The sequence below is a fragment of the Pseudomonas sp. FBCC-B1565 genome (genome assembly GCF_059133265.1).
On record NZ_CP101438.1, the window covers coordinates 413,897 to 434,212 of the forward strand.

Here is a 20,316-nt window from a genome sequence, read left to right on the forward strand (position 1 = left end):
TTAGAACATCATTGCTGGTTTTGGGGCTGCTGCGCAGCCCAACGCGGGGCAAGCCCGCTCGCCACAAACAGAGGTCAGGCGGCGCTGCGTTGCCACAACGCGTAATACACCCGTCCGGACTTTTGTTCCCGGTGTAGCCGCCAGGTGGCCGGCAAGCCCAGGGTAGAAGGCGCGGTCTCGCTTTCAGTGTAGATCCACGAATCCGCTGCCAGCCATTGGCGTTCTTCCAGCAACGCGCACACGCTCGGCAGCAGGTTCTGGTTGAACGGCGGGTCGAGGAACACCACGTCGAATTCGCTGGCCGGCTGGGTTTCGAGATAGCGCAGCGCGTCGGCGGTTTGCACCTGGCCGGTGGTGCAGCGCAGGGTGCCCAGGTGTTCCTTGAGGCTGGACACCGCCACATTGCTGGCGTCCAGCGCCTGGCCCAGGGCGGCGCCACGGGACAGCGCCTCCAGGAACAGCGCGCCACTGCCGGCGAACGGGTCGAGTACCTTGGCGCCGGCGATGTACGGCGCGAGCCAGTTGAACAGGGTTTCACGCACGCGGTCCGGCGTCGGGCGCAGGCCTACGACGTCGGGGAAGCTCAGCTTGCGGCTGCGCCATTCGCCGCCAATGATGCGCAGCTGGCCCACCCCGTTATGCACGTTGTGGACAGGTTTTTTCGGGCGAGATGAACTGGCCATTAATGCTCCGGAACCCCGAGCGGCTGCTCGGCGGGTTTATCAGTGGGGGGCGGTAGTGGCTTTTGCGCAATCGTCGGGCCGGCGGTCACGATGACCATCTTGTCGGCGCTCAAGTGTTTGTTCATTGCAGCCTTGACCTGCTCTACGGTCAGGGCCTGGGATTGTTTCACGAAATCTTCCAGATAGGTCAGCGGCAGGTTGTAGAAACCCATCGCGCCCAACTGCCCGACGATATCGGCATTGCTCGCGGTCGACAGCGGGAAGCTGCCGGCCAGCTCGCGTTTGGCGTCATCCAGTTCCTTTTGCGTCGGGCCGGTCTTGAGGTAATCGGCCACCACGTCCTCGACCAGGCGCAGGGTGCCGCCGCTCATTTCCGCGCGGGTCTGCAGGTTGATCATGAACGGGCCGCGCACCTGCATCGGCGAGAAGCCGGAGTACACGCCATAGGTCAGGCCGCGCTTTTCACGCACTTCGCTCATCAGGCGGGTGCCGAAACCGCCGCCGCCGAGGATCTGGTTACCCAGGGACAAGGCTGCGTAGTCCGGGTCGGCACGATCGATGCCCAGTTGCGCGAACAGCAGGTGGGTTTGCTTGGATGGGAACTCGATTCGGCTCAGGCCCGGTTTGGGTTCGGTCGGCTGGGCGATCTTCGCCAGCGCCGGGCCCTTGGGCAGCGATGCAGAAACCTTGGCCGTCATGGCTTCGGCTTCGGCGCGGGTCAGGTCACCCACCACCGCAATCACCGCGTTGCCCGCTGCGTAAGCCTTGGCGTGGAACGCCTGCAACTGCGCGAGGGTAATCTTCGGCACGCTTTCGGGCGTGCCTTCGCTCGGGTGCGCGTAGGGGTGATCGCCGTACAGGCGCTTGAACAGTTCAAGGCTGGCCAGCTTGCCGGGGTTCTGCTTCTGGTACTCGAAGCCGGCGAGGATCTGGTTCTTGATCCGGGCCAGGGAGTCGGCCGGGAAGGTCGGTTTGCCGATCACCTGGTCAAACAGGCTCAGGGCGGCGTCGCGTTTGCTACTGTCACTGAGGCTGCGCAGGGACACCAGCGCCATGTCGCGGTAAGCGCCATTGCCGAAGTCAGCGCCCAGGCCTTCGAAATCACGGGCGATCTGGCTCACGTCCTTGCCCGGTACACCTTCGTTGAGCATGGCGTTGGTCATCAGCGCCAGGCCCGGTACGTTGCCGTCCTGGCTGCTGCCGGCGGCAAACAGGATGCGCATGTCGAACATCGGCAGTTCATGGGCTTCGACGAACAGCACCTTGGCGCCTTCGGCGGTGGTCCAGGTCTGAACGTCGAGCTTGCGGTTGGTCGGCGCCTTGCCGTCCAGTTCCGCCAGGGATTGCAGCTGGTTGCTCGATTGGGCTTTTTCCAATGCCGGGCTGGCGACGGAGTCGCTGGGGCGCAGGAAGTACACGGCGCTGGCGGCGATCAGGGTAACGACGACCAGGCCGGGGAAGATCAGGCGGCTGCTTTTGCGATCACTCATGAGCGGTCTCCTCAGGCAAAACATGGGCGACGCTCAGACGTTCGCGGGTGAAATAGGTGCGCGCGGCTTTCTGGATATCTTCCGGGGTCACGCTTTGCAGGTCGGCGAGCTCCGTGTCCATCAGTTTCCAGGACAAGCCCACGGTCTCCAGGGAGCCGATGGCCGTGGCCTGGCTGGTGATGGAGTCACGCTGGTAGACCAGGCCGGCAATGACCTGGGCGCGGATGCGTTCCAGTTCTTCGGCGGTCGGCGGCTTGGCCTTCAACTCTTCCAGCAGGCGCCACAGGCCGGCTTCTGCCTGGGCGACGGTTTTCTTCTTCTGCTGATTCGGCGTGGCGCTCAGCATGAACAGGGTATCGCCACGGGTGTAGGCGTCGTAGTTGGTGGAGGCAGCGGAAACCAGCTCTTCACCACGCTCCAATTGTTCTGAGATGCGGGCGCTGTAGCCGCCGTCCAGCAAGGCCGAGATCAGGCGCAGGGCCTGCACCGAACGTTTGTCTTCGGCGGTGGCCAGGCCCGGCACGTTAAAGCCCAGCATCACGCTCGGCAATTGGGTTTTCACATGCATCGTCAGCAGGCGCTCGCCGGGCTCGGCCAGTTCCATCGGAATCTTGGCCGGTGGCACATCACGCTTGGGGATCGGGCCGAAGTAGCGCTTGGCCAGGTTCTTCACCTCGTCCGGGGTGACATCGCCGACTACCACCAGGGTGGCGTTGTTCGGGACGTACCAGGATTGGTACCAGTGGCGCAGCTCTTCGACTTTCATGCGGTCCAGATCGGCCATCCAACCGATGGTCGGCGTGTGGTAGCCGCTGGCCGGGAAGGCCATGGCCTTGAAGCGCTCGTAGGCCTTGGACATCGGGTTGTCGTCGGTGCGCAGGCGGCGCTCTTCCTTGATTACCTCGATTTCGCGGCTGAATTCGTCGGCCGGCAGGCGCAGGCTGGCCATGCGGTCGGCTTCCAGCTCGAAGGCAACGCCCAGCCGATCACGGGCCAGCACCTGGTAATAAGCGGTGTAGTCATCGCTGGTGAAGGCGTTCTCTTCGGCGCCCAGGTCGCGAAGGATCAGCGAGGCTTCGCCGGGGCCGACCTTGGCGCTGCCCTTGAACATCATGTGTTCCAGGGCGTGTGACAAACCGGTCTGGCCCGGGGTTTCGTAGCTCGAACCGACCTTGTACCAGACCTGGGAAACCACCACCGGCGCGCGATGGTCTTCGCGTACGACCACCTTGAGGCCGTTGTCCAGGGTGAATTCATGGGTGGGTTGTGGGTCGGCAGCCATGGCTGAAAGAGGCAGACAAACTGTGCTGAACAGCAGGCCTGCGGCGCGGCGGGCTAGAGCATTCATTCGTTTTTAAACCTGTTGGGCTGCCCGCTTGGTCTTAGCGTCGGCGGGCGAGGAGGTGCTAGGATACTGGTCGGATTTACGGACGGCCACTGCGGCAGTCTTGTTTAGGCCCTATTTAGGCCTTACAAAATGTTGCGCATGAACGAGCTGGCTAAAAAACAGTCTGTTACGCATCGAATTTTATTTACCGACGCGCCCCTTGGCGCGTCGCTACCTTGAGATAGCCGTCTCCATGTTTGGTTCCAACGACGACAAGAAGACCCCAGCTGCGGCTGGCGAGAAGAAAGGCCTGTTCGGATGGCTGCGCAAAAAACCGCAGGAAACCGTCGACGAACAGCCGCAGGTTCTGCCTGAACCTATCCCAGAACCCATAGTAGAAGCCGAACCGGTTGCCGAAACACCGGCGCCGGTGGTGTTGCCGATGGCCGAGCCGGTGTTGCAGCCGGTCGTCGAGGCTGCGCCGGAACCCGAGCCGGAACCAGAGCACAAACCGTGGCCGGAACTGCCGGTGGCCGAAGAACCCGTGGCGCTGGTTGAAGATGTGCAGGCTGAGCACGTCACCCCGCCGATTCCGGTTGTGGCCGAGGTGGCTGTGCCTGCGGTGATCGAGCCGGAGCCCGTCGTCGCCCCTGCCGAAACCAGCAAGACCGGCTTCTTCGCCCGCCTCAAGCAAGGCCTGAGCAAAACCAGCGCCAGCATCGGCGAAGGCATGGCCAGCCTGTTCCTCGGCAAGAAGGTCATCGATGACGAACTGCTGGAAGACATCGAAACCCGCCTGCTCACCGCCGACGTGGGCGTTGAAGCCACTGCCGTGATCATCCAGAGCCTCACCCAGAAGGTCGCGCGCAAGCAGCTGACCGACGCCGACGCGTTGTACAAATCCCTGCAGGCCGAGCTGGCCTCGATGCTCAAGCCGGTGGAAGCGCCGCTGGTGATCACCCCGAAGAAGCCTTTCGTGATCCTGGTGGTGGGCGTCAACGGTGCCGGCAAGACCACCACTATCGGCAAGCTGGCCAAGAAGCTGCAGTCCGAAGGCAAGAAAGTCATGCTGGCAGCCGGCGATACCTTCCGTGCCGCTGCGGTGGAACAGCTGCAGGTGTGGGGCGAGCGCAACAAGATCCCGGTCATCGCCCAGCACACCGGCGCCGACTCCGCCTCGGTGATCTTCGATGCCGTGCAAGCCGCCAAGGCCCGTAACATCGATGTGCTGATCGCCGATACCGCCGGTCGCCTGCACACCAAAGACAATTTGATGGAAGAGCTGAAAAAGGTTCGCCGCGTGATCGGCAAGCTCGACGCAGACGCCCCGCACGAGGTCCTGCTGGTGCTGGATGCCGGCACCGGCCAGAACGCCATCAGCCAGGCCAAACAATTCAACCAGACGGTACAACTGACCGGCCTGGCATTGACTAAGCTCGACGGCACGGCCAAGGGCGGTGTGATCTTCGCCCTGGCCAAACAGTTCGGGTTGCCGATTCGTTATATCGGCGTTGGTGAAGGCATCGACGACCTGCGCACCTTTGAAGCCGAACCCTTTGTACAGGCACTGTTTGCCGAGCGGGAGCGTTCATGATTCGATTCGAACAGGTCGGTAAACGCTATGCCAACGGGCATGTCGGCTTGCATGAGCTGAGCTTTCGAGTGCGGCGCGGCGAGTTTCTGTTTGTAACCGGGCACTCCGGCGCCGGCAAAAGTACCTTGTTGCGGCTGCTGCTGGCCATGGAACGCCCGACCACTGGCAAGTTGCTGCTGGCGGGTCAGGACCTGGCCACCATCAGCAATGCGCAGATTCCGTTCCTGCGCCGCCAGATCGGCGTGGTGTTCCAGAATCACCAGCTGTTGTTTGATCGCACCGTGTTCAATAACGTGGCGCTGCCGTTGCAGATCCTCGGGCTGTCCAAGGCCGAGATCGTCAAGCGCGTGGATTCGGCCCTGGAGCGCGTGGCGCTGTCGGACAAGACCGACCTTTACCCTGGCGACCTATCCACCGGCCAGCAACAGCGCGTCGGTATCGCCCGCGCCATCGTCCACCGCCCGGCGCTGCTGCTGGCGGACGAACCCACCGGTAACCTTGACCCGCGCCTGGCGGCCGAAATCATGGGCGTATTCGAAGACATCAACCGCCTGGGCACCAGCGTGCTGATCGCCAGTCACGACCTGGCACTGATCGCACGCATGCGCCATCGCATGCTGACCCTGCAACGCGGCCGCCTGATCGGTGACGGGGAGGCCGGCGTATGAGTGCAACACGCAGCCCTAAAGTCTCCGAACGCGTGGCGCCGAAACCGGCCGACCCGCAACCGCCGAAGAAAAAACACGAGCATGATGACGACGGTCCGGATTTCAGCACTTTGCTGCGCGCCTGGATCGAAAGCCATCGCGCCAGCCTGGTCGACAGTCTGCGCCGCCTGGGCAAACAGCCGATCGGCAGCTTTTTCACCTGCCTGGTGATGGCGGTGGCCCTGAGCCTGCCGATGGGTTTGTCGCTGCTGCTTAATAATGTGGAGCGCCTGGGCGGTTCCTGGCAGCGCGCAGCGCAGATTTCGCTGTACCTGAATATCGACGCCAGTGCCAAAGATGGCGAAGCGTTACGCGACGACATCAAGAACATCCCCGGCGTGGCGGATGCCGAGTACATCAGCCGCGATCAGGCGCTGGAAGAGTTCCAGCAACAGTCCGGCCTGGGCGAGGCGCTCAAGGAGCTGCCACAGAACCCGCTGCCGGGCGTGGTGCTGGTGACGCCGAACGAAGTCGATAAGCCGGCGCTGGAGGCCCTGCGACAAAAACTCGCAGAGATGCCCAAGGTACAGCAGGCGCAGCTTGATCTAGTCTGGGTAGAGCGCCTGGCGGCGATCCTCAAGCTGGGCGACCGGTTTGTGTTCGGCCTGACGGTGCTGTTGGTGTCTGCATTACTTTTGGTGATAGGTAATACCATTCGTCTTCATATTGAAAACCGTCGCACCGAGATAGAAGTGATTAAACTGGTCGGCGGCACGGACAGCTATGTGCGTCGGCCTTTTCTGTACATGGGCGCGCTTTATGGCTTTGGTGCCGGGATTTTGTCCTGGGGCGTGCTGGCTTTTGGCCTGGACTGGCTGAACGACGCGGTTGTCGGGCTTGCCGGACTCTACGGCAGTGATTTCGCCCTGGCCGGCGTGCCGGTAGCCGATGGTCTGAGTCTCTTGCTTGGCGCGGTATTGTTGGGGTATATCGGTGCTTGGATTGCGGTCGCTCGTCATTTACGCGAGCTGGCACCGAAGTAGTTAATGTCAGATTAATGTGGTTTCGTTTGTATTGACCGTATGAGTGGTTTAGGGAACTTGTCCTACGGTTCCCGGTCAATTTTCGCAGTGCTTCACTGCACGAGTTATGTGAGTCGGAGGTTTTTTCGTATGACCACTTCTTTGCAACCTGCTTATGCCTTGGTCCCGGGTGCGAACCTGGAAGCCTATGTGCACACGGTCAACAGCATTCCATTGCTGACGCCCGAGCAGGAGCGTGAACTGGCCGAGAGTCTCTACTATGAGCAGGATTTGGGGGCGGCTCGGCAGATGGTGCTCGCCCACCTGCGTTTTGTCGTACATATCGCCCGTAGCTATAGCGGCTACGGCCTGGCCCAGGCTGACCTGATCCAGGAAGGCAACGTCGGCCTGATGAAGGCGGTAAAGCGCTTCAACCCCGAGATGGGTGTGCGCCTGGTGTCGTTTGCCGTGCACTGGATCAAGGCGGAAATCCACGAATTCATCCTGCGCAACTGGCGCATCGTGAAAGTGGCGACCACCAAGGCCCAGCGCAAACTGTTCTTCAACCTGCGCAGCCAGAAGAAACGCCTGGCGTGGCTGAACAACGAGGAAGTGCACCGCGTGGCCGAAAGCCTCGGCGTGGAGCCGCGTGAAGTGCGCGAGATGGAAAGCCGCCTGACCGGCCATGACATGGCCTTCGACCCCGCTGCTGAAGCGGACGACGACAGCGCCTTCCAATCGCCGGCCAACTACCTGGAAGACCATCGCTACGACCCGGCGCGTCAACTGGAGGATGCGGACTGGAGCGACAACTCCAACCACAACCTACATGAAGCGCTGGAAGTGCTGGACGACCGCAGCCGTGACATCCTCTACCAGCGCTGGCTGGCGGAAGACAAGGCCACGCTGCATGACCTGGCGCAGAAGTACAACGTGTCGGCCGAGCGGATTCGTCAGCTTGAGAAAAGCGCGATGAACAAGCTGAAACTGTCCATCGCAGCCTAAAAATATGGGAGGGGGCTTGCCCCCGATAGCAGAGTGTCAGTCAACATCAAGGTGACTGTTCCATCGCTATCGGGGGCAAGCCCCCTCCCACATTTGTTTTTGTTGTGTCAGTCGGACCAGGGGGCCTTGCGGGAGTTGTTCAGTTCAACCAGGTAACCGTCTCCACCCAACTGACCCATCTGCTGCCGAATCCAAGCAGCGCGCCGCGCCACATACGCCGTCGGATGACTGGCACTCCACACCCGTGGGTTGGGCAAAACAGCCGCCAGATAGCTGGCCTGCTGCCGCGATAACCCCTTGGCACTCACCCCAAAGTGATGTCGTGCCGCCGCTTCCGCCCCAAATACCCCTTCGTCCCACTCCACGCTATTGAGGTACACCTCAAGAATCCGCTGCTTGGGCCACAACACCTCGATCAACCCGGTAAACCAGGCTTCCAGGCCTTTGCGCAGATAACTGCGGCCGGCCCACAGAAACAGGTTCTTCGACACTTGCTGGCTCAACGTGCTGGCACCGCGAATCGAGCCGCCGCGCTCGTTGTGCAGGATCGCCGCCTGGATCGCGCCGAAATCAAAGCCCCAATGCTGCGGGAAGCGTTGGTCTTCGCCAGCCATCACCGCCACTTTGAGGTCATCGGAGATCTCGTCCCACGGCACCCAGGTGCGCTGCAGGTCAATGGGTTCGCCGTCGAACCAGGATTCGACCTTGCGCTCCACCATCAGCGCGGTGAAGGGCGGCGGGACGACACGAAACAGCAGCACCAGCAGCACACTGCCGATGGCAAACCATTTGACGACGTTGAGAAAGCGTTTGAAGAGGAGACGCAGCATAGAGATGGCTTGGCCGAACCCGTTGAGCGGGCCATTATACAGACCCTGCCCTATGAGTCTGACTGGAGTTCCTCATGCTGCGTGGCTTTCTGATGTTGGCTGCCTTTTTCGGCTTCACCGGTGTCGCCCTTGGCGCCTTCGCCGCCCACGGCCTGAAAAACCGCCTGAGCGCTGAGTACCTGGCGATCTTCCACACCGGCGTGACCTACCAGTTGGTGCACGCCCTGGCACTGTTCGGCGTGGCGCTGCTGGCGGCGCATATTCCTGGCCGATTGGTCAGCTGGGCGGGCATCTCGTTTACCGTCGGCATCCTGCTGTTCTCCGGCAGCCTGTATGTGCTGACCCTGACCGGCATCAGCAAACTCGGGATCATCACGCCGTTTGGCGGCCTGGCCTTCCTGCTCGGCTGGTTCTTCCTGGGCCTGGCGGCTTGGCGTTTGCAGGCAGCCTGACCAAGGGACTTGGGCCGGCAACCTCAATCGGGCTAGAATGCCGACCCCTAAAAACGATGGCGGCCCGTGGCATGCGCATTCAGTTGAACGGCGAATCCTTTGAACTGCCCGACGGTGAAACCGTTGCGGCCCTGCTGACCCGCCTGGACCTGACCGGGCGTCGCGTCGCAGTGGAACTCAACCTGGATATCGTCCCGCGTAGCCTGCACGCCGAGACCGCGCTCGCCGAAGGCGACCAGGTCGAAGTGGTCCACGCCATCGGCGGCGGCTGATCGCGCAGCTTCCTGAATTCTGCAGAACCTCACCCCATTTCGAGGATTTCCCATGAGCATCGTTCGTAGCGACAAGCCTTTCGTCCTGGCCGGCTGTACCTACCAGTCCCGCCTGCTGGTCGGCACCGGCAAGTACCGCGACATGGAAGAAACCCGCCTGGCCATCGAAGCCTCGGGCGCCGAGATCGTCACTTTCGCCGTGCGCCGCACCAACCTCGGCCAGATCGAAGGCGAGCCAAACCTGCTCGAAGTGCTGTCGCCGGACCGCTACACCTTCCTGCCGAACACCGCCGGTTGCTACGACGCCATTGAAGCCGTGCGCACCTGCCGCCTGGCCCGTGAGCTGCTCGATGGCCACAACCTTGTGAAGCTGGAAGTGCTGGCCGACCAGAAAACCCTGTTCCCCAACGTGATCGAAACCCTCAAGGCCGCCGAAACCCTGGTCAAGGAAGGTTTCGACGTGATGGTCTACACCAGCGATGACCCGATCATTGCGCGCCAACTGGCGGAAATCGGCTGCATCGCGGTGATGCCACTGGCCGGCCTGATCGGTTCCGGCCTGGGTATCTGCAATCCCTACAACCTGCAGATCATCCTCGAAGAAGCCAAGATCCCGGTGTTGGTGGATGCAGGCGTGGGCACGGCCTCCGACGCAACCATCGCCATGGAACTGGGCTGTGACGCGGTGCTGATGAACTCGGCCATCGCTCACGCCCAGCAACCGATCCTGATGGCCGAAGCCATGAACCACGCCATCGTCGCGGGTCGCCTGGCCTACCTCGCCGGCCGCATGCCGAAAAAACTCTACGCCAGCGCCTCCTCGCCGCTGGATGGTCTGATCAAGTAAGAGCCATTGATGACTGAATCAAACGAAACGCCGAACACCCTGGAAGCAGGCGACGAGTCCAAGCACCGCCGCATCAAGAGTTTTGTGATGCGCGCCGGTCGTATGACCGAAGGCCAGCAAAAGGGCCTGGAGCAAGGTACGCCGTTGTTCGTGTTGCCATTGGCCGACGCGCCGGTGGACTACGACCAGGTGTTTGGCCGTTCGGCCCCGCGCTCCCTGGAAATCGGCTTCGGCATGGGCCACTCCCTGCTGGAAATGGCCGCCGCTGCGCCGGACCAGGACTTCATCGGTGTGGAAGTGCACCGCCCAGGTGTCGGCGCGCTGCTCAACGGCGTGTTGACCCAAGGCCTGACCAACCTGCGGGTCTACGATTGCGACGCGATCGAAGTGCTCAACCGCTGCATCGCCGACAACAGCCTCGACCGTCTGATGCTGTTCTTCCCGGATCCATGGCACAAAGCCCGTCACCACAAGCGCCGCATCGTCCAGGCCTCCTTTGCGGAACTGGTGCGCACCAAGCTGAAAGTGGGCGGCATCCTGCACATGGCCACCGATTGGGAGCCGTATGCGGAATACATGCTGGAAGTGATGAACGTGGCCCCCGGCTACCGCAACCTGGCTGAAGACGGCAAATGCGTGCCACGCCCGGCTGAGCGTCCGATCACCAAGTTCGAGCGTCGTGGTGAGCGGCTGGGGCATGGGGTGTGGGATTTGAAGTTCGAGAAGCTGGCGTAACTCGTCTCTGAGTTGCAATGCAATCAAATGTGGGAGGGCGCTTGCCCCCGATAGCAGAGTGTCAGTCACCCCATAGAGTGACTGGTCCACCGCCATCGGGGGCAAGCCCCCTCCCACATTTGTATCGACGTTTTGCTCAGGATCAGCGGCGGTCTGCGACTACGCCGATCAACACCAGTACCACAATCAACACCGGCGCCAGGCTGTAGTTATTGAACTGGCTCAACCCTCGCACAATCCACGGCGTGGCATAAATCAACGCCGCGCCGCTGCCGATCATGCACACCAGCGCCATCAACGGCACGCGCAACGCACCCGCGATGCTGCCCAGGCGTGCTTCGATCCAGCCTTTGATGTCGGCGCCAAACAGCACCAGCAGGCAGCCCACCAGGGCCAGGGAGATTTCCGACAGGTTGCTGCGGCTCCAGCGGGATACGGTGGCGAGCAGGTCGAGTACCAAATCCATTCGATTTCCTTAAGAGCGTCAGCTCAAAAACTTCTGCAACAGATCATTGAGAAAGAGTTGCCCGCGGTCGGTCGCCGCCAGGCGTGACGGTTCGACCTGCATTAAGCCACTTTGTTCTGCCTCGCGGCGGCCTTCATCGAGGCTCGCCAGATCCAGACCGGTACGCTCGGCGTAGAGCCTGGCATCGACCCCTTCGGTGAGGCGCAGGGCGTTCATCAGGAACTCGAATGGCAACTCTTCGTTGGTCAGCTCCTTCGCGCCGGCCTGGAAGCTTTTGGCCGGGTTGAGGTAGTCCTTCGGTGCCCGCGTCTTCCAAGTGCGCACGATGCGCCCGTCCGGGTGGCTGAGCTTGCCGTGGGCGCCGGCGCCGATGCCGATAAAGTCACCGAAGCTCCAGTAATTGAGGTTATGCCGCGCCGGGCGACCTGGTTGGGCATAGGCCGATACTTCATATTGCGCGTAGCCGTGTTCGGCAAGCAACGCCTGGCCGGCTTCCTGGATGTCCCACAGGGTGTCGTCTTCCGGCAGTGCAGGCGGCTGGTTCCAGAACACGGTGTTGGGTTCCAGGGTCAGCTGGTACCAGGACAAGTGCGTCGGCTTCAGCGCGATGGCCTGGCGCAAGTCGCTCAAGGCATCGTCCAGGGACTGATCGGGCAGCCCGTGCATCAAGTCCAGATTGAAGTTATCGAACCCGGCCTGGCGCGCCATGCCAGCGGCACGTACGGCTTCGTCGCCATTGTGGATACGGCCCAGGGCCTCAAGCTTTTCCTGCTGGAAGCTCTGGATACCGATGGACAGGCGATTGATCCCCAGCTTGCGATAGGCCACGAACTTTTCTTGCTCGAACGTCCCGGGGTTGGCTTCCAGGGTGATCTCGATATCGCCGGCAAACGGGATGCGGGCTTCCACGCCCTTGAGCAACCGCCCCAACGCTGCGGCGCTGAACAGGCTGGGCGTGCCGCCGCCGAAGAAGATCGAACTGAGTTCGCGGCCATGCACTGCGTGCAGGTCCTGATCGAGGTCGGCCAACAGGGCGTCCACATACTCCTCTTCCGGCAGCACTTTACTGGCGGTGTGGGAGTTGAAGTCGCAATAAGGGCATTTGCGCACGCACCACGGGATGTGGATGTACAGCGCCAGGGGCGGCAGCACAGGCAAGGCCGCCCGAGGTGTTTGCGCGCCGCCGTGGATCAGCGGCTGCGCAGAGGTGTTCTGGGTCATTTCAGGCTCAGGCGTTGGCGCAGCAAATCCATTGCGCGAGCACGGTGGCTGATCTGGTTCTTGTCGGCCGGGCTCAGTTCGGCACTGGAAACGTTACGCTCCGGCACCCAGAACAGCGGGTCATAGCCAAACCCATGCTCGCCGCTGGCGGCATGCAGGATGCGCCCGTGCCACAGGCCTTCGCAGAGGATCGGCAGCGGGTCATCGGCGTGCCGCACCAGGGCCAGCACGCAGACGAACTGAGCGCCGCGTTCGGCGTCCGGTACGTCCTTGAGCGCGTCCAGCAGCTTGGCGTTGTTGGCTGCATCGCCTTTGCCGTCGGCGTAGCGTGCCGAATAGATGCCAGGCGCGCCGCCGAGGAAGTCCACCGCCAGCCCCGAGTCATCCGCCAGCGCCGGCAAACCGGAGATACGTGCGGCGTTGCGCGCCTTGAGGATAGCGTTCTCGACGAACGACAGGCCGGTCTCTTCCGGCTCCACCTGGCTGAACTCGCCGATGGAGCGCAGTTGCACGGAGTCACCGAGCATGGCTTGCAGTTCTTTGAGTTTGCCGGCGTTATGGCTGGCCAGTACGAGTTGGGTGAGGTTCATTATTCCGCCGGAAACAGTTCCTGGTTGAACTGGAAGCTATGGGCTTTGCCGCCGGTTTCAACGTTGATGGTAAACGTCTTGTATTCGCGCTGCGTCACGGAGTAGGGCGCCAGGTAATTGATGCCGCCTTTCTCGTTGATCTGCTTGAACGTCAGGACTTCGCTCTTGCCGCCCAAGTCCTTGATGGTGCCGGTCACTTGCGCGGCCACTGGGGTCACGCCCTTGATCACCGTCACGTTGATCAAGCCCTTTTCCTTGCTGCGCACCACGCCGACGGCCTGGGCGGTTTCCGGTTGCAGGAAGCTGGAGGTGAAGGTGTTGTAATGCACGGTGATGTCACCGAAGTCTTTCTTGCGATTGGCGTCGATAGCGTCGGCGGCCATGGCGCTGGCGCCCAGGCACGCGGTCAATAGAAATACAGCCAGGCGTTTCATGAGCGTCCCTCTTGAAGATGATTAGACGGCAATCTTGTGGTCCGTCAGGCCAGGACTGCTGACCCGGTAAATACCGATTTCGCCCAACAGATTGGGCCATAGTTTACTTGCCCAGCCGTGACGATGCTGTTGATCGACGGCAAGGCGGTTGATCACCTTGGCTTCACGCTCACTGCACAGGGCTTCGAAGTCTTCGAAGGTGCAGAAATGGATGTTCGGCGTGTTGTACCAGGTGTACGGCAGGAAGTCCGACACCGGCATGCGGCCCTTGGTGGCCAGGTACCAGCGGCAGCGCCAGTGCCCGAAGTTGGGGAAGGTGATGATGCACTGGCGGCCTACGCGCAGCATTTCGTCGAGGATGCGGTCCGGGTAGTGCACCGCCTGGAGGGCCTGGGTCATCACCACGATGTCGAAGCTGTTGCTGGCAAAGTTGCCCAGGCCCTTGTCCAGGTCCTGCTCGATCACGTTGATGCCCTTGGCCACGCACTGGGCGATGTTGTCCGGGTCGTTTTCCAGGCCGTAGCCGGTGACTTGCTTGTTGTCGCGCAGCCAGCTCAGCAGTTCGCCATCGCCACAGCCCAGGTCGAGCACGCGGCTGCCGGCGGGGATCCAGTCTTGGATGATTTCCAGGTCGGCTCTCATGGCGTTCTCACACAGTAATCCGGTTCATGTAATTGCCGAACGCCTGCAAGTAACGCGGGATCGGGATCAGGAAGGCGTCGTGGCCTTGCGGTGCATCGATCTCCAGGTAGCAGACGTCTTTGCGTGCCGCCATCAGCGCGTCCACCAGCTCACGGGAGCGGGCCGGCGAGAAGCGCCAGTCGGTGGTGAAGGACATCACGCAGAACTTGGCCGTGGCGCCTTCGAAGGTTTTCGCCAGGTCGTCGTCGTGGTTGGCGGCCGGGTCGAAGTAGTCCAGCGCCTTGGTCATCAGCAGGTAGGTGTTGGCGTCGAAACGCCCCGAGAACTCCTCGCCCTGGTAGCGCAGGTAGCTTTCCACCTGGAACTCGACGCTGTGGAAGTCGTAGTTGAGCTTCTCGCTCTTGAGGCCACGGCCGAATTTCTCGCCCATGGAGTCATCGGACAGGTAGGTGATATGCCCGACCATCCGCGCCAGCATCAGGCCGCGCTTGGGAATCACGCCGGCTTCCTGGAACGAACCACCGTGGAACTCCGGGTCGGTGAGGATGGCCTGGCGCGCCACTTCGTTGAAGGCGATGTTCTGCGCCGACAGCTTGGGGGCCGAGGCGATTGCCAGGCAATGGCGCACGCGGTCCGGGTAGGTGATGGTCCATTGCAGTGCCTGCATGCCGCCCAGGCTGCCGCCGATCACCGCAGCCCACTGGCTGATGCCCAGCAGGTCGGCCAGTCGCGCCTGGCTGTGTACCCAGTCTTCCACGGTGAGCACCGGGAAGTCGGCGCCGAACGGCTTGCCGGTTTCCGGATTGAGGCTGCTGGGGCCGGTGGAACCGTTGCAGCCGCCCAGGTTGTTCAGGCTGACCACAAAGAACTTGTTGGTGTCGATGGGTTTGCCGGGGCCGATGCAACTGTCCCACCAGCCGGGCTTGCGATCCTCGGCAGAGTGAAAACCGGCCGCGTGATGATGGCCGGACAAGGCGTGGCAGATCAGCACGGCGTTGCTCGCCGTGGCGTTCAGTTGGCCATAGGTTTCATAGATCAGGTCGTAGGCGGGCAGCGAACGGCCGCAGGCCAGGGCCAGCGGTTCGCTGAAGTGCGCCACTTGGGGCACGACCAGTCCAACAGAATCGGGGGGAAAGGCAGCTGGCATCGACCCTGCTCTCGTTTAAATGAGGCGTAAGTCTAAAGACCGCTGCACCTAGCGGCAAGCAATGGCCTGAGCGGTTTGAAATGTGGGAGGGGGCTTGCCCCTCTCACATTTGCTTTGCGTCAGATCAGCAGACGCAAAATCTCCGGCATCCCGGTCATGGCCGCCAGGTTGTTGATCACCAGCATGTCCAGCAACTTGAGCACCATGAACGCCAGGATCGGCGAGATATCCAGGCCGCCCAGGTTTGGCAGCAGGCGGCGGAACGGCGCCAGGGCCGGCTCGCAGATCTGGTTCACCAGCTCGGCGCCAGGGTTGTGGCTACCGGGGGCGACCCAGGACAGGATCACACTGATGATCAGGGCGAAGAAGAAGATCTTCAAGAACAGCGCGGTCACGCCGATGATGGCCCAGATCAGCAACTGTACGAAGTTGCCGGTGGTGCCGTAGGTCAGCAGCAGGGTCAGCGCCATCAAGGCCAACTGCACCAGGATCGCCAGTACCAGCGACGACATGTCCAGGCCGAACAGGCTCGGGATGATCCGGCGCAACGGCTTGAGCAGCGGTTGGGTGGCCTTGACGATGAACTGGCACAGCGGGTTGTAGAAGTTCGCACGCACCAGTTGCAGTACGAAGCGCATCAGGACGATCAGCAGGTAGAGGCTGCCGAGGGTTTGCAGCACGTAGACGGCTGCGGTATTCAAACCAATCATGTTGGCTCCTTATTTGCCCAGTTGTTCGGCGAGTTCCGCCGAGCGGTGCGCAGCGGCACCCAATGCTTTTTCCACCAGGGCTTCAAAGCCCCCGGCCTGGAACGACTCGATGGCCGCCTGTGTGGTGCCGCCCGGCGAGGTCACGCGGCGGCGCAGCTCGGCGGCATCCACATCGCTGGACACCGCCATGCGCGCAGCACCCAGGGCGGTCTGCTCGGCCAGTTGTTCGGCAACGTCCTTGGATAGGCCCAGCTTCACGCCGGCGGCGGTCATGGCTTCGATCAGGAGGAAGAAATACGCCGGGCCGCTGCCGGATACGGCGGTGACCGCGTCCAGTTGCTGTTCCTGCTCCAGCCACAGGGCGAGGCCCACGGCGGACAGCAGCTCTTGCGCCTGGTCGCGTTGTTCGGCGCTCACTTCGGCGGTGGCGTACAAGCCGCTCACGCCTTGGCTGACCAGGGCAGGGGTGTTGGGCATGCAGCGCACGATCGGCTGGGCGCCGAGCCAGGTGTTCATGCTGGCGCAGGTGATGCCGGCGGCGATGGACACCACCAGTTGCTGCGGCTGCAGGCTTGGACGCAGGCTTTCGCACACGGCCTTCATGGCCTGCGGCTTCACCGCCAGCACAATTACATCGACGCCCTGGATGGCCTCGGCGTTGTCGGCAAAGGTTTCAATACCGTGCTCGGCGCTGACGCGGGCACGGGTGTCGGCGCCCGGGTCGCTGGCGCGGATCTGCGCGGCGTCCAGGCCCTTGGCCCGCAGGCCACCGATCAGGCTGGCCGCCATGTTACCGGCGCCGATAAAGGCTATACGCGTGTTGCTCATGACAGGTCCTTACTCAGGTGGAAGCCAGCCATTTCATGGCTGGCCGTAGTCGCGGGCGCCGAACAGGGCGGTACCGATCCGCACCCAGGTGGCGCCTTGGGCGATGGCCGACTCAAGGTCGTGGCTCATGCCCATGGAAAGTGTGTCCAGCGCCAGGTTCAAACTGGCTTGTAGCTCGCGCACGGTAGCGAAGGCTGCATCTTGCGCGGCGCGCTCTTCGGTCGGCTCGGGGATTGCCATCAGGCCACGCAGCTTCAGGCGCGGCAGGGCGCTGATAGCATTGGCCAGGGCTGGCAGGTCGGCGGGTGTACAGCCGGACTTGCTGGCTTCGCCGCTGACGTTGACCTGGATGCAGATGTTCAGCGGTGGCAGGTCGGCCGGGCGTTGTTCGGACAGGCGTTGTGCAATTTTGAGGCGATCCACGGAATGCACCCAGGCGAAGTTCTCGGCGATAGCGCGCGTCTTGTTCGATTGAATGGGGCCGATGAAGTGCCAACTCAAGGGCAGGTCGGTTAATTCGGCCTGTTTGCCCAGGGCTTCCTGCAGATAGTTCTCGCCAAAGTCGCGCATGCCGGCGGCATAGGCTTCGCGCACTGCCTGCGCGGGTTTGGTCTTGCTCACGGCCAGCAGGTGGATGCTGCTTGCGTCACGTTGCACGGCGTCGGCAGCGGCGCGGATGCGCTGGCTAACCTGGCCGATGTTGTCTGCTATCGTCGACATTCAAGATGCGCCCGTGGATATGGAGTCCGCGGCATTCTACTGGAAATGGAAAGTCCTATGGATATCACTGAATTACTCACGGCCAGCGTGTGCCGTGGCGCCTCCGACCTGCATTTGTCCGCCGGCCTGGCGCCGATGCTGCGGGTGGATGGCGAGGTCTGGCCGCTGGATGGGCCGGTGCTTTCACCCCCGCAAGTGGCGGACTTGTTGAGCCCATTGCTCAATCAGCACCAACAAAAGGATTTCGAAACATCTCTTGAAACGGATTTTGCCTTCGAGCTGCCCGGTGTCGCGCGGTTCCGCGCCAATGTGTTCCGGCAGGACCGTGGCATGGGCGCGGTGTTTCGTGCCATCCCGTCCGAGGTCCAAAGCCTGGAGCGCCTCGGCCTGGGGGAAGTATTCCAGCGTATTGCCCAACTGCCGCGCGGCCTGGTACTGGTGACCGGCCCCACCGGCTCGGGCAAGTCCACCACCCTGGCGGCGATGATCGATTTTCTCAATCGGCATCGGCGCCAGCACATCCTGACCCTTGAAGACCCCATCGAATTTATCCACACGCCGAAAATGGCGTTGATCAACCAACGCCAGGTGCATCGCGATACCCACAGCTTTTCCGTTGCCCTGCGCTCGGCGCTCCGGGAAGACCCGGACGTGATCCTGGTGGGCGAACTGCGCGACCTGGAAACCATCCGCCTGGCCCTGACGGCGGCTGAGACCGGGCACCTGGTGTTCGGCACCTTGCACACCTCGTCGGCGGCAAAGACCGTGGACCGGCTGGTGGACGTGTTTCCGGCGGGGGAAAAGGCCATGGTCCGCTCGATGCTGTCGGAGTCGTTGCAGGCGGTGGTGTCCCAGGTGCTGGTGAGGAAGATCGGCGGCGGGCGCGTGGCGGCCCATGAAATCATGCTGGGCACGCCGGCTATCCGCAATCTGATCCGTGAGGACAAGGTGGCGCAGATGGTCTCGGCCATACAGACCGGTGGGGCGTTGGGGATGAAGACGCTGGATATGAGCTTGAGGGCGTTGGTCGGGGAGGGGGTGATCAGTCGGGAAGAGGCGCAGCAGAAGGCGAGGGTGCCTGGGGATATATGAAGCTCGAAATGAGGGAGAGGGCTTGCCTCCGATAGCAGTGGATCAGTTAGCTTATTTGTAGCTGACCCACTGTAATCGGGGGCAAGCCCCCTCCCACATTGTTTATCGCATTCCAGCCTGGAATCAGCGCTGCACGACCCGCAGGTTGTTCTGCTCTTTAGGCAGCACCCGCTTGGCAATCACGTAGTTCTTGTCCCAGAACGGCTTTTTCAGCGTGTCGATGCTGACCGCTTTGCCACGGCGCGGTGCGTGGATGAAGCGGTCGTTGCCCAGGTAGATGGCAACGTGGTTAACCTGGCGACTCTTCAGTTTGAAGAACAGCAGGTCACCCGGTTTCAGGTCCTTGCGATCAACCTTCTGCCCGTGGCCAGCGGCCATGGCGTTGGAAGTGCGCGGCAAATCCACAGCGGCGACGTCGTTGAACGCATATTTCACCAAACCGCTGCAGTCGAACCCTTTACTTGGGCTGCTGCCGCCCCAACGATAAGGAGTACCGAGCACGTTGACGGCGCGGCTAAGCACGGTGCTGCTCTGCTTGGTGTTGACGCCTACCAGGCCGGCCGTGGCTTTACCGTGGGCCTTGCTCAGTTGAGTCGGGCGGTTGACGGTCAGCTTGACCGACTTGGCGGTGCTTGGCGTGCTGTGGACTTTAGGGGTGAAACCGTTAACGTTGGGAAGTCGTTGCTCACGATTGGTGGCGTGGGCGGCCAGTGGCATTAATAGGCAAATGGTTAGCCATGTCTTGAAAAATGGTCGCATTAGGCGTGGCTCTTATGGGTTTGCGCGCAACTTTATAACAGCTTTTTGTGTCGTTCTCAGGCCGTTTGTCGACTGAACCTTGACGTCAAAATCAGGAAAAACGCGACGATTCGCCGCAATTGTCCTACACAAGTCAGGTGGCATAAGGCTTTCAGGGCAGGGAAGATACCATTTGCCGTACGTCGGGCGCCCGTAAAAAAGTCACAAAGAAAATGAAAAAATTTATCTATCGAGGCAAAAGAGGTACGCGATGAACACCTATCAGCAGATTGGCGAGCAGCAAGACACTCACAGCAAGGTGATCGGTTACCTGCTGTGGATTTTCGGTTTTACCGGAGCGCACCGCTTCTATTACGGCAAGCCGGTGACCGGTACGATCTGGTTTTTCACCTTTGGCTTGCTGGGTATCGGCTGGCTGATCGACCTGTTCCTGATCCCGGCCATGGACCGTGAAGCGGACCTGCGATTTACCGCCGGGCCTATCGAATACAACGTGGCCTGGATTCTGCTGGCGTTTCTCGGGGTGTTTGGCGTGCACCGCATGTACCAGGGCAAATGGATCTCCGGCCTGATCTACCTGCTGACCGGCGGTTTGTTCCTGGTGGGGGTGCTGTATGACTTCTGGACGTTGAATACGCAGATATCGATCCGCAATGCCGAGCGCAACAGCGGTCGCTGATCTTTAACTTCTGGTGGAGATCAACATGTGGGAGGGGGCTTGCCCCCGATTGCAGTGGGTCAGCTACAGATAAGCTGACTGATCTACCGCTATCGGGGGCAAGCCCCCTCCCACATTGGATGTC

Annotated in this window: 24 protein-coding genes; 10 read left to right on the top strand and 14 right to left on the bottom strand. The window is 61.8% G+C overall.

Annotated elements, in window-relative coordinates:
* Positions 1-74 precede the first annotated feature (74 nt).
* Genes rsmD through NL123_RS01870 form a run of 3 tightly spaced genes read right to left on the bottom strand, consistent with a single transcriptional unit; the run spans position 75 to position 3,521 of the window.
* Complete coding sequence (rsmD, locus tag NL123_RS01860; protein WP_248485104.1) at positions 75-683, bottom strand: 16S rRNA (guanine(966)-N(2))-methyltransferase RsmD; 609 nt, start codon at positions 681-683, stop codon at positions 75-77.
* The gene (locus tag NL123_RS01865) at positions 683-2,173 is read right to left on the bottom strand and encodes a M16 family metallopeptidase (protein ID WP_494357117.1); all 1,491 of its coding nucleotides are present in this window, start codon (positions 2,171-2,173) and stop codon (positions 683-685) included. Before NL123_RS01865 ends, rsmD begins: the two co-directional genes overlap by 1 nt.
* Entirely contained in the window at positions 2,166-3,521 is a 1,356-nt protein-coding gene (locus NL123_RS01870) for a M16 family metallopeptidase (protein WP_494357118.1), read from the bottom strand. Before NL123_RS01870 ends, NL123_RS01865 begins: the two co-directional genes overlap by 8 nt.
* Positions 3,522-3,753: 232 nt before the next feature.
* Between NL123_RS01870 and ftsY the strand changes: the two genes are divergently transcribed.
* From ftsY to rpoH, 4 genes are all read left to right on the top strand, one after another.
* Positions 3,754-5,094 (top strand): signal recognition particle-docking protein FtsY, encoded by a 1,341-nt coding sequence (ftsY, locus tag NL123_RS01875; RefSeq protein ID WP_494357119.1) that lies wholly within the window; start codon positions 3,754-3,756, stop codon positions 5,092-5,094.
* On the top strand, positions 5,091-5,762 hold the full coding sequence (ftsE, locus tag NL123_RS01880; protein WP_003234627.1) for a cell division ATP-binding protein FtsE: 672 nt from the start codon (positions 5,091-5,093) through the stop codon (positions 5,760-5,762). The genes ftsY and ftsE overlap by 4 nt, the downstream gene beginning before the upstream one ends.
* Complete coding sequence (ftsX, locus tag NL123_RS01885; RefSeq protein WP_248485097.1) at positions 5,759-6,784, top strand: permease-like cell division protein FtsX; 1,026 nt, start codon at positions 5,759-5,761, stop codon at positions 6,782-6,784. The genes ftsE and ftsX overlap by 4 nt, the downstream gene beginning before the upstream one ends.
* Positions 6,785-6,913: 129 nt before the next feature.
* Positions 6,914-7,768 (top strand): RNA polymerase sigma factor RpoH, encoded by an 855-nt coding sequence (rpoH, locus tag NL123_RS01890; RefSeq protein WP_016972967.1) that lies wholly within the window; start codon positions 6,914-6,916, stop codon positions 7,766-7,768.
* 107 nt (positions 7,769-7,875) lie between these two features.
* Here the strand turns inward: rpoH and mtgA are convergent, their stop codons facing one another.
* On the bottom strand, positions 7,876-8,598 hold the full coding sequence (gene mtgA / locus NL123_RS01895; RefSeq protein WP_248485096.1) for a monofunctional biosynthetic peptidoglycan transglycosylase: 723 nt from the start codon (positions 8,596-8,598) through the stop codon (positions 7,876-7,878).
* A 74-nt stretch (positions 8,599-8,672) separates the two neighbouring features.
* Between mtgA and NL123_RS01900 the strand changes: the two genes are divergently transcribed.
* From NL123_RS01900 to trmB, 4 genes are all read left to right on the top strand, one after another.
* Positions 8,673-9,050, top strand: coding sequence for a DUF423 domain-containing protein (locus NL123_RS01900; RefSeq protein ID WP_058426545.1), 378 nt, complete (start codon positions 8,673-8,675; stop codon positions 9,048-9,050).
* Positions 9,051-9,121: 71 nt separating this feature from the next.
* Positions 9,122-9,322, top strand: coding sequence for a sulfur carrier protein ThiS (thiS, locus tag NL123_RS01905; protein ID WP_058426546.1), 201 nt, complete (start codon positions 9,122-9,124; stop codon positions 9,320-9,322).
* Between the two features lie 52 nt (positions 9,323-9,374).
* Entirely contained in the window at positions 9,375-10,169 is a 795-nt protein-coding gene (locus NL123_RS01910; RefSeq protein WP_248485094.1) for a thiazole synthase, read from the top strand.
* Between the two features lie 9 nt (positions 10,170-10,178).
* Positions 10,179-10,904 carry a tRNA (guanosine(46)-N7)-methyltransferase TrmB gene (trmB, locus tag NL123_RS01915; protein WP_092241969.1) on the top strand — a complete coding sequence of 242 codons (726 nt, stop codon included), beginning with the start codon at positions 10,179-10,181 and terminating at the stop codon, positions 10,902-10,904.
* A 142-nt stretch (positions 10,905-11,046) separates the two neighbouring features.
* Here trmB and NL123_RS01920 read toward each other — a convergent pair whose 3' ends face one another.
* The 9 genes from NL123_RS01920 to NL123_RS01960 all read right to left on the bottom strand — a co-directional run bounded on the left by NL123_RS01920 (position 11,047) and on the right by NL123_RS01960 (position 17,662).
* Positions 11,047-11,370, bottom strand: a complete 324-nt coding sequence (locus tag NL123_RS01920; RefSeq protein WP_058426549.1) for a DUF3392 domain-containing protein — start codon at positions 11,368-11,370, stop codon at positions 11,047-11,049.
* An 18-nt stretch (positions 11,371-11,388) separates the two neighbouring features.
* Positions 11,389-12,591 carry a radical SAM family heme chaperone HemW gene (hemW, locus tag NL123_RS01925; protein ID WP_494357120.1) on the bottom strand — a complete coding sequence of 401 codons (1,203 nt, stop codon included), beginning with the start codon at positions 12,589-12,591 and terminating at the stop codon, positions 11,389-11,391.
* Positions 12,588-13,184 carry an RdgB/HAM1 family non-canonical purine NTP pyrophosphatase gene (gene rdgB, locus NL123_RS01930; RefSeq protein ID WP_025859581.1) on the bottom strand — a complete coding sequence of 199 codons (597 nt, stop codon included), beginning with the start codon at positions 13,182-13,184 and terminating at the stop codon, positions 12,588-12,590. The genes hemW and rdgB overlap by 4 nt, the downstream gene beginning before the upstream one ends.
* Positions 13,181-13,615, bottom strand: coding sequence for a DUF4426 domain-containing protein (locus NL123_RS01935; RefSeq protein ID WP_058426552.1), 435 nt, complete (start codon positions 13,613-13,615; stop codon positions 13,181-13,183). The genes rdgB and NL123_RS01935 overlap by 4 nt, the downstream gene beginning before the upstream one ends.
* 21 nt (positions 13,616-13,636) lie before the next feature.
* A complete protein-coding gene (gene metW, locus NL123_RS01940; RefSeq protein ID WP_034109956.1) occupies positions 13,637-14,257 on the bottom strand; it encodes a methionine biosynthesis protein MetW in 621 nt (206 codons plus the stop codon).
* A gap of 7 nt (positions 14,258-14,264) precedes the next feature.
* Complete coding sequence (gene metX, locus NL123_RS01945) at positions 14,265-15,404, bottom strand: homoserine O-succinyltransferase MetX (protein ID WP_494357121.1); 1,140 nt, start codon at positions 15,402-15,404, stop codon at positions 14,265-14,267.
* 119 nt (positions 15,405-15,523) lie between these two features.
* On the bottom strand, positions 15,524-16,114 hold the full coding sequence (locus tag NL123_RS01950; protein WP_025859579.1) for a YggT family protein: 591 nt from the start codon (positions 16,112-16,114) through the stop codon (positions 15,524-15,526).
* 9 nt (positions 16,115-16,123) lie between these two features.
* Positions 16,124-16,942, bottom strand: coding sequence for a pyrroline-5-carboxylate reductase (gene proC / locus NL123_RS01955; RefSeq protein ID WP_494357122.1), 819 nt, complete (start codon positions 16,940-16,942; stop codon positions 16,124-16,126).
* A gap of 33 nt (positions 16,943-16,975) precedes the next feature.
* Positions 16,976-17,662, bottom strand: a complete 687-nt coding sequence (locus NL123_RS01960) for a YggS family pyridoxal phosphate-dependent enzyme (protein ID WP_248485087.1) — start codon at positions 17,660-17,662, stop codon at positions 16,976-16,978.
* A 57-nt stretch (positions 17,663-17,719) separates the two neighbouring features.
* Between NL123_RS01960 and NL123_RS01965 the strand changes: the two genes are divergently transcribed.
* The gene (locus NL123_RS01965; RefSeq protein WP_494357123.1) at positions 17,720-18,754 is read left to right on the top strand and encodes a type IV pilus twitching motility protein PilT; all 1,035 of its coding nucleotides are present in this window, start codon (positions 17,720-17,722) and stop codon (positions 18,752-18,754) included.
* Positions 18,755-18,877: 123 nt separating this feature from the next.
* Here the strand turns inward: NL123_RS01965 and NL123_RS01970 are convergent, their stop codons facing one another.
* Entirely contained in the window at positions 18,878-19,513 is a 636-nt protein-coding gene (locus NL123_RS01970) for a C40 family peptidase (protein ID WP_058426558.1), read from the bottom strand.
* Between the two features lie 268 nt (positions 19,514-19,781).
* On the opposite strand from NL123_RS01970, the gene NL123_RS01975 reads away from it, so the two are divergent.
* Positions 19,782-20,192: an NINE protein gene (locus tag NL123_RS01975; RefSeq protein ID WP_248488270.1), complete on the top strand. Its 411-nt coding sequence runs from the start codon at positions 19,782-19,784 to the stop codon at positions 20,190-20,192.
* Positions 20,193-20,316: the final 124 nt, after the last annotated feature.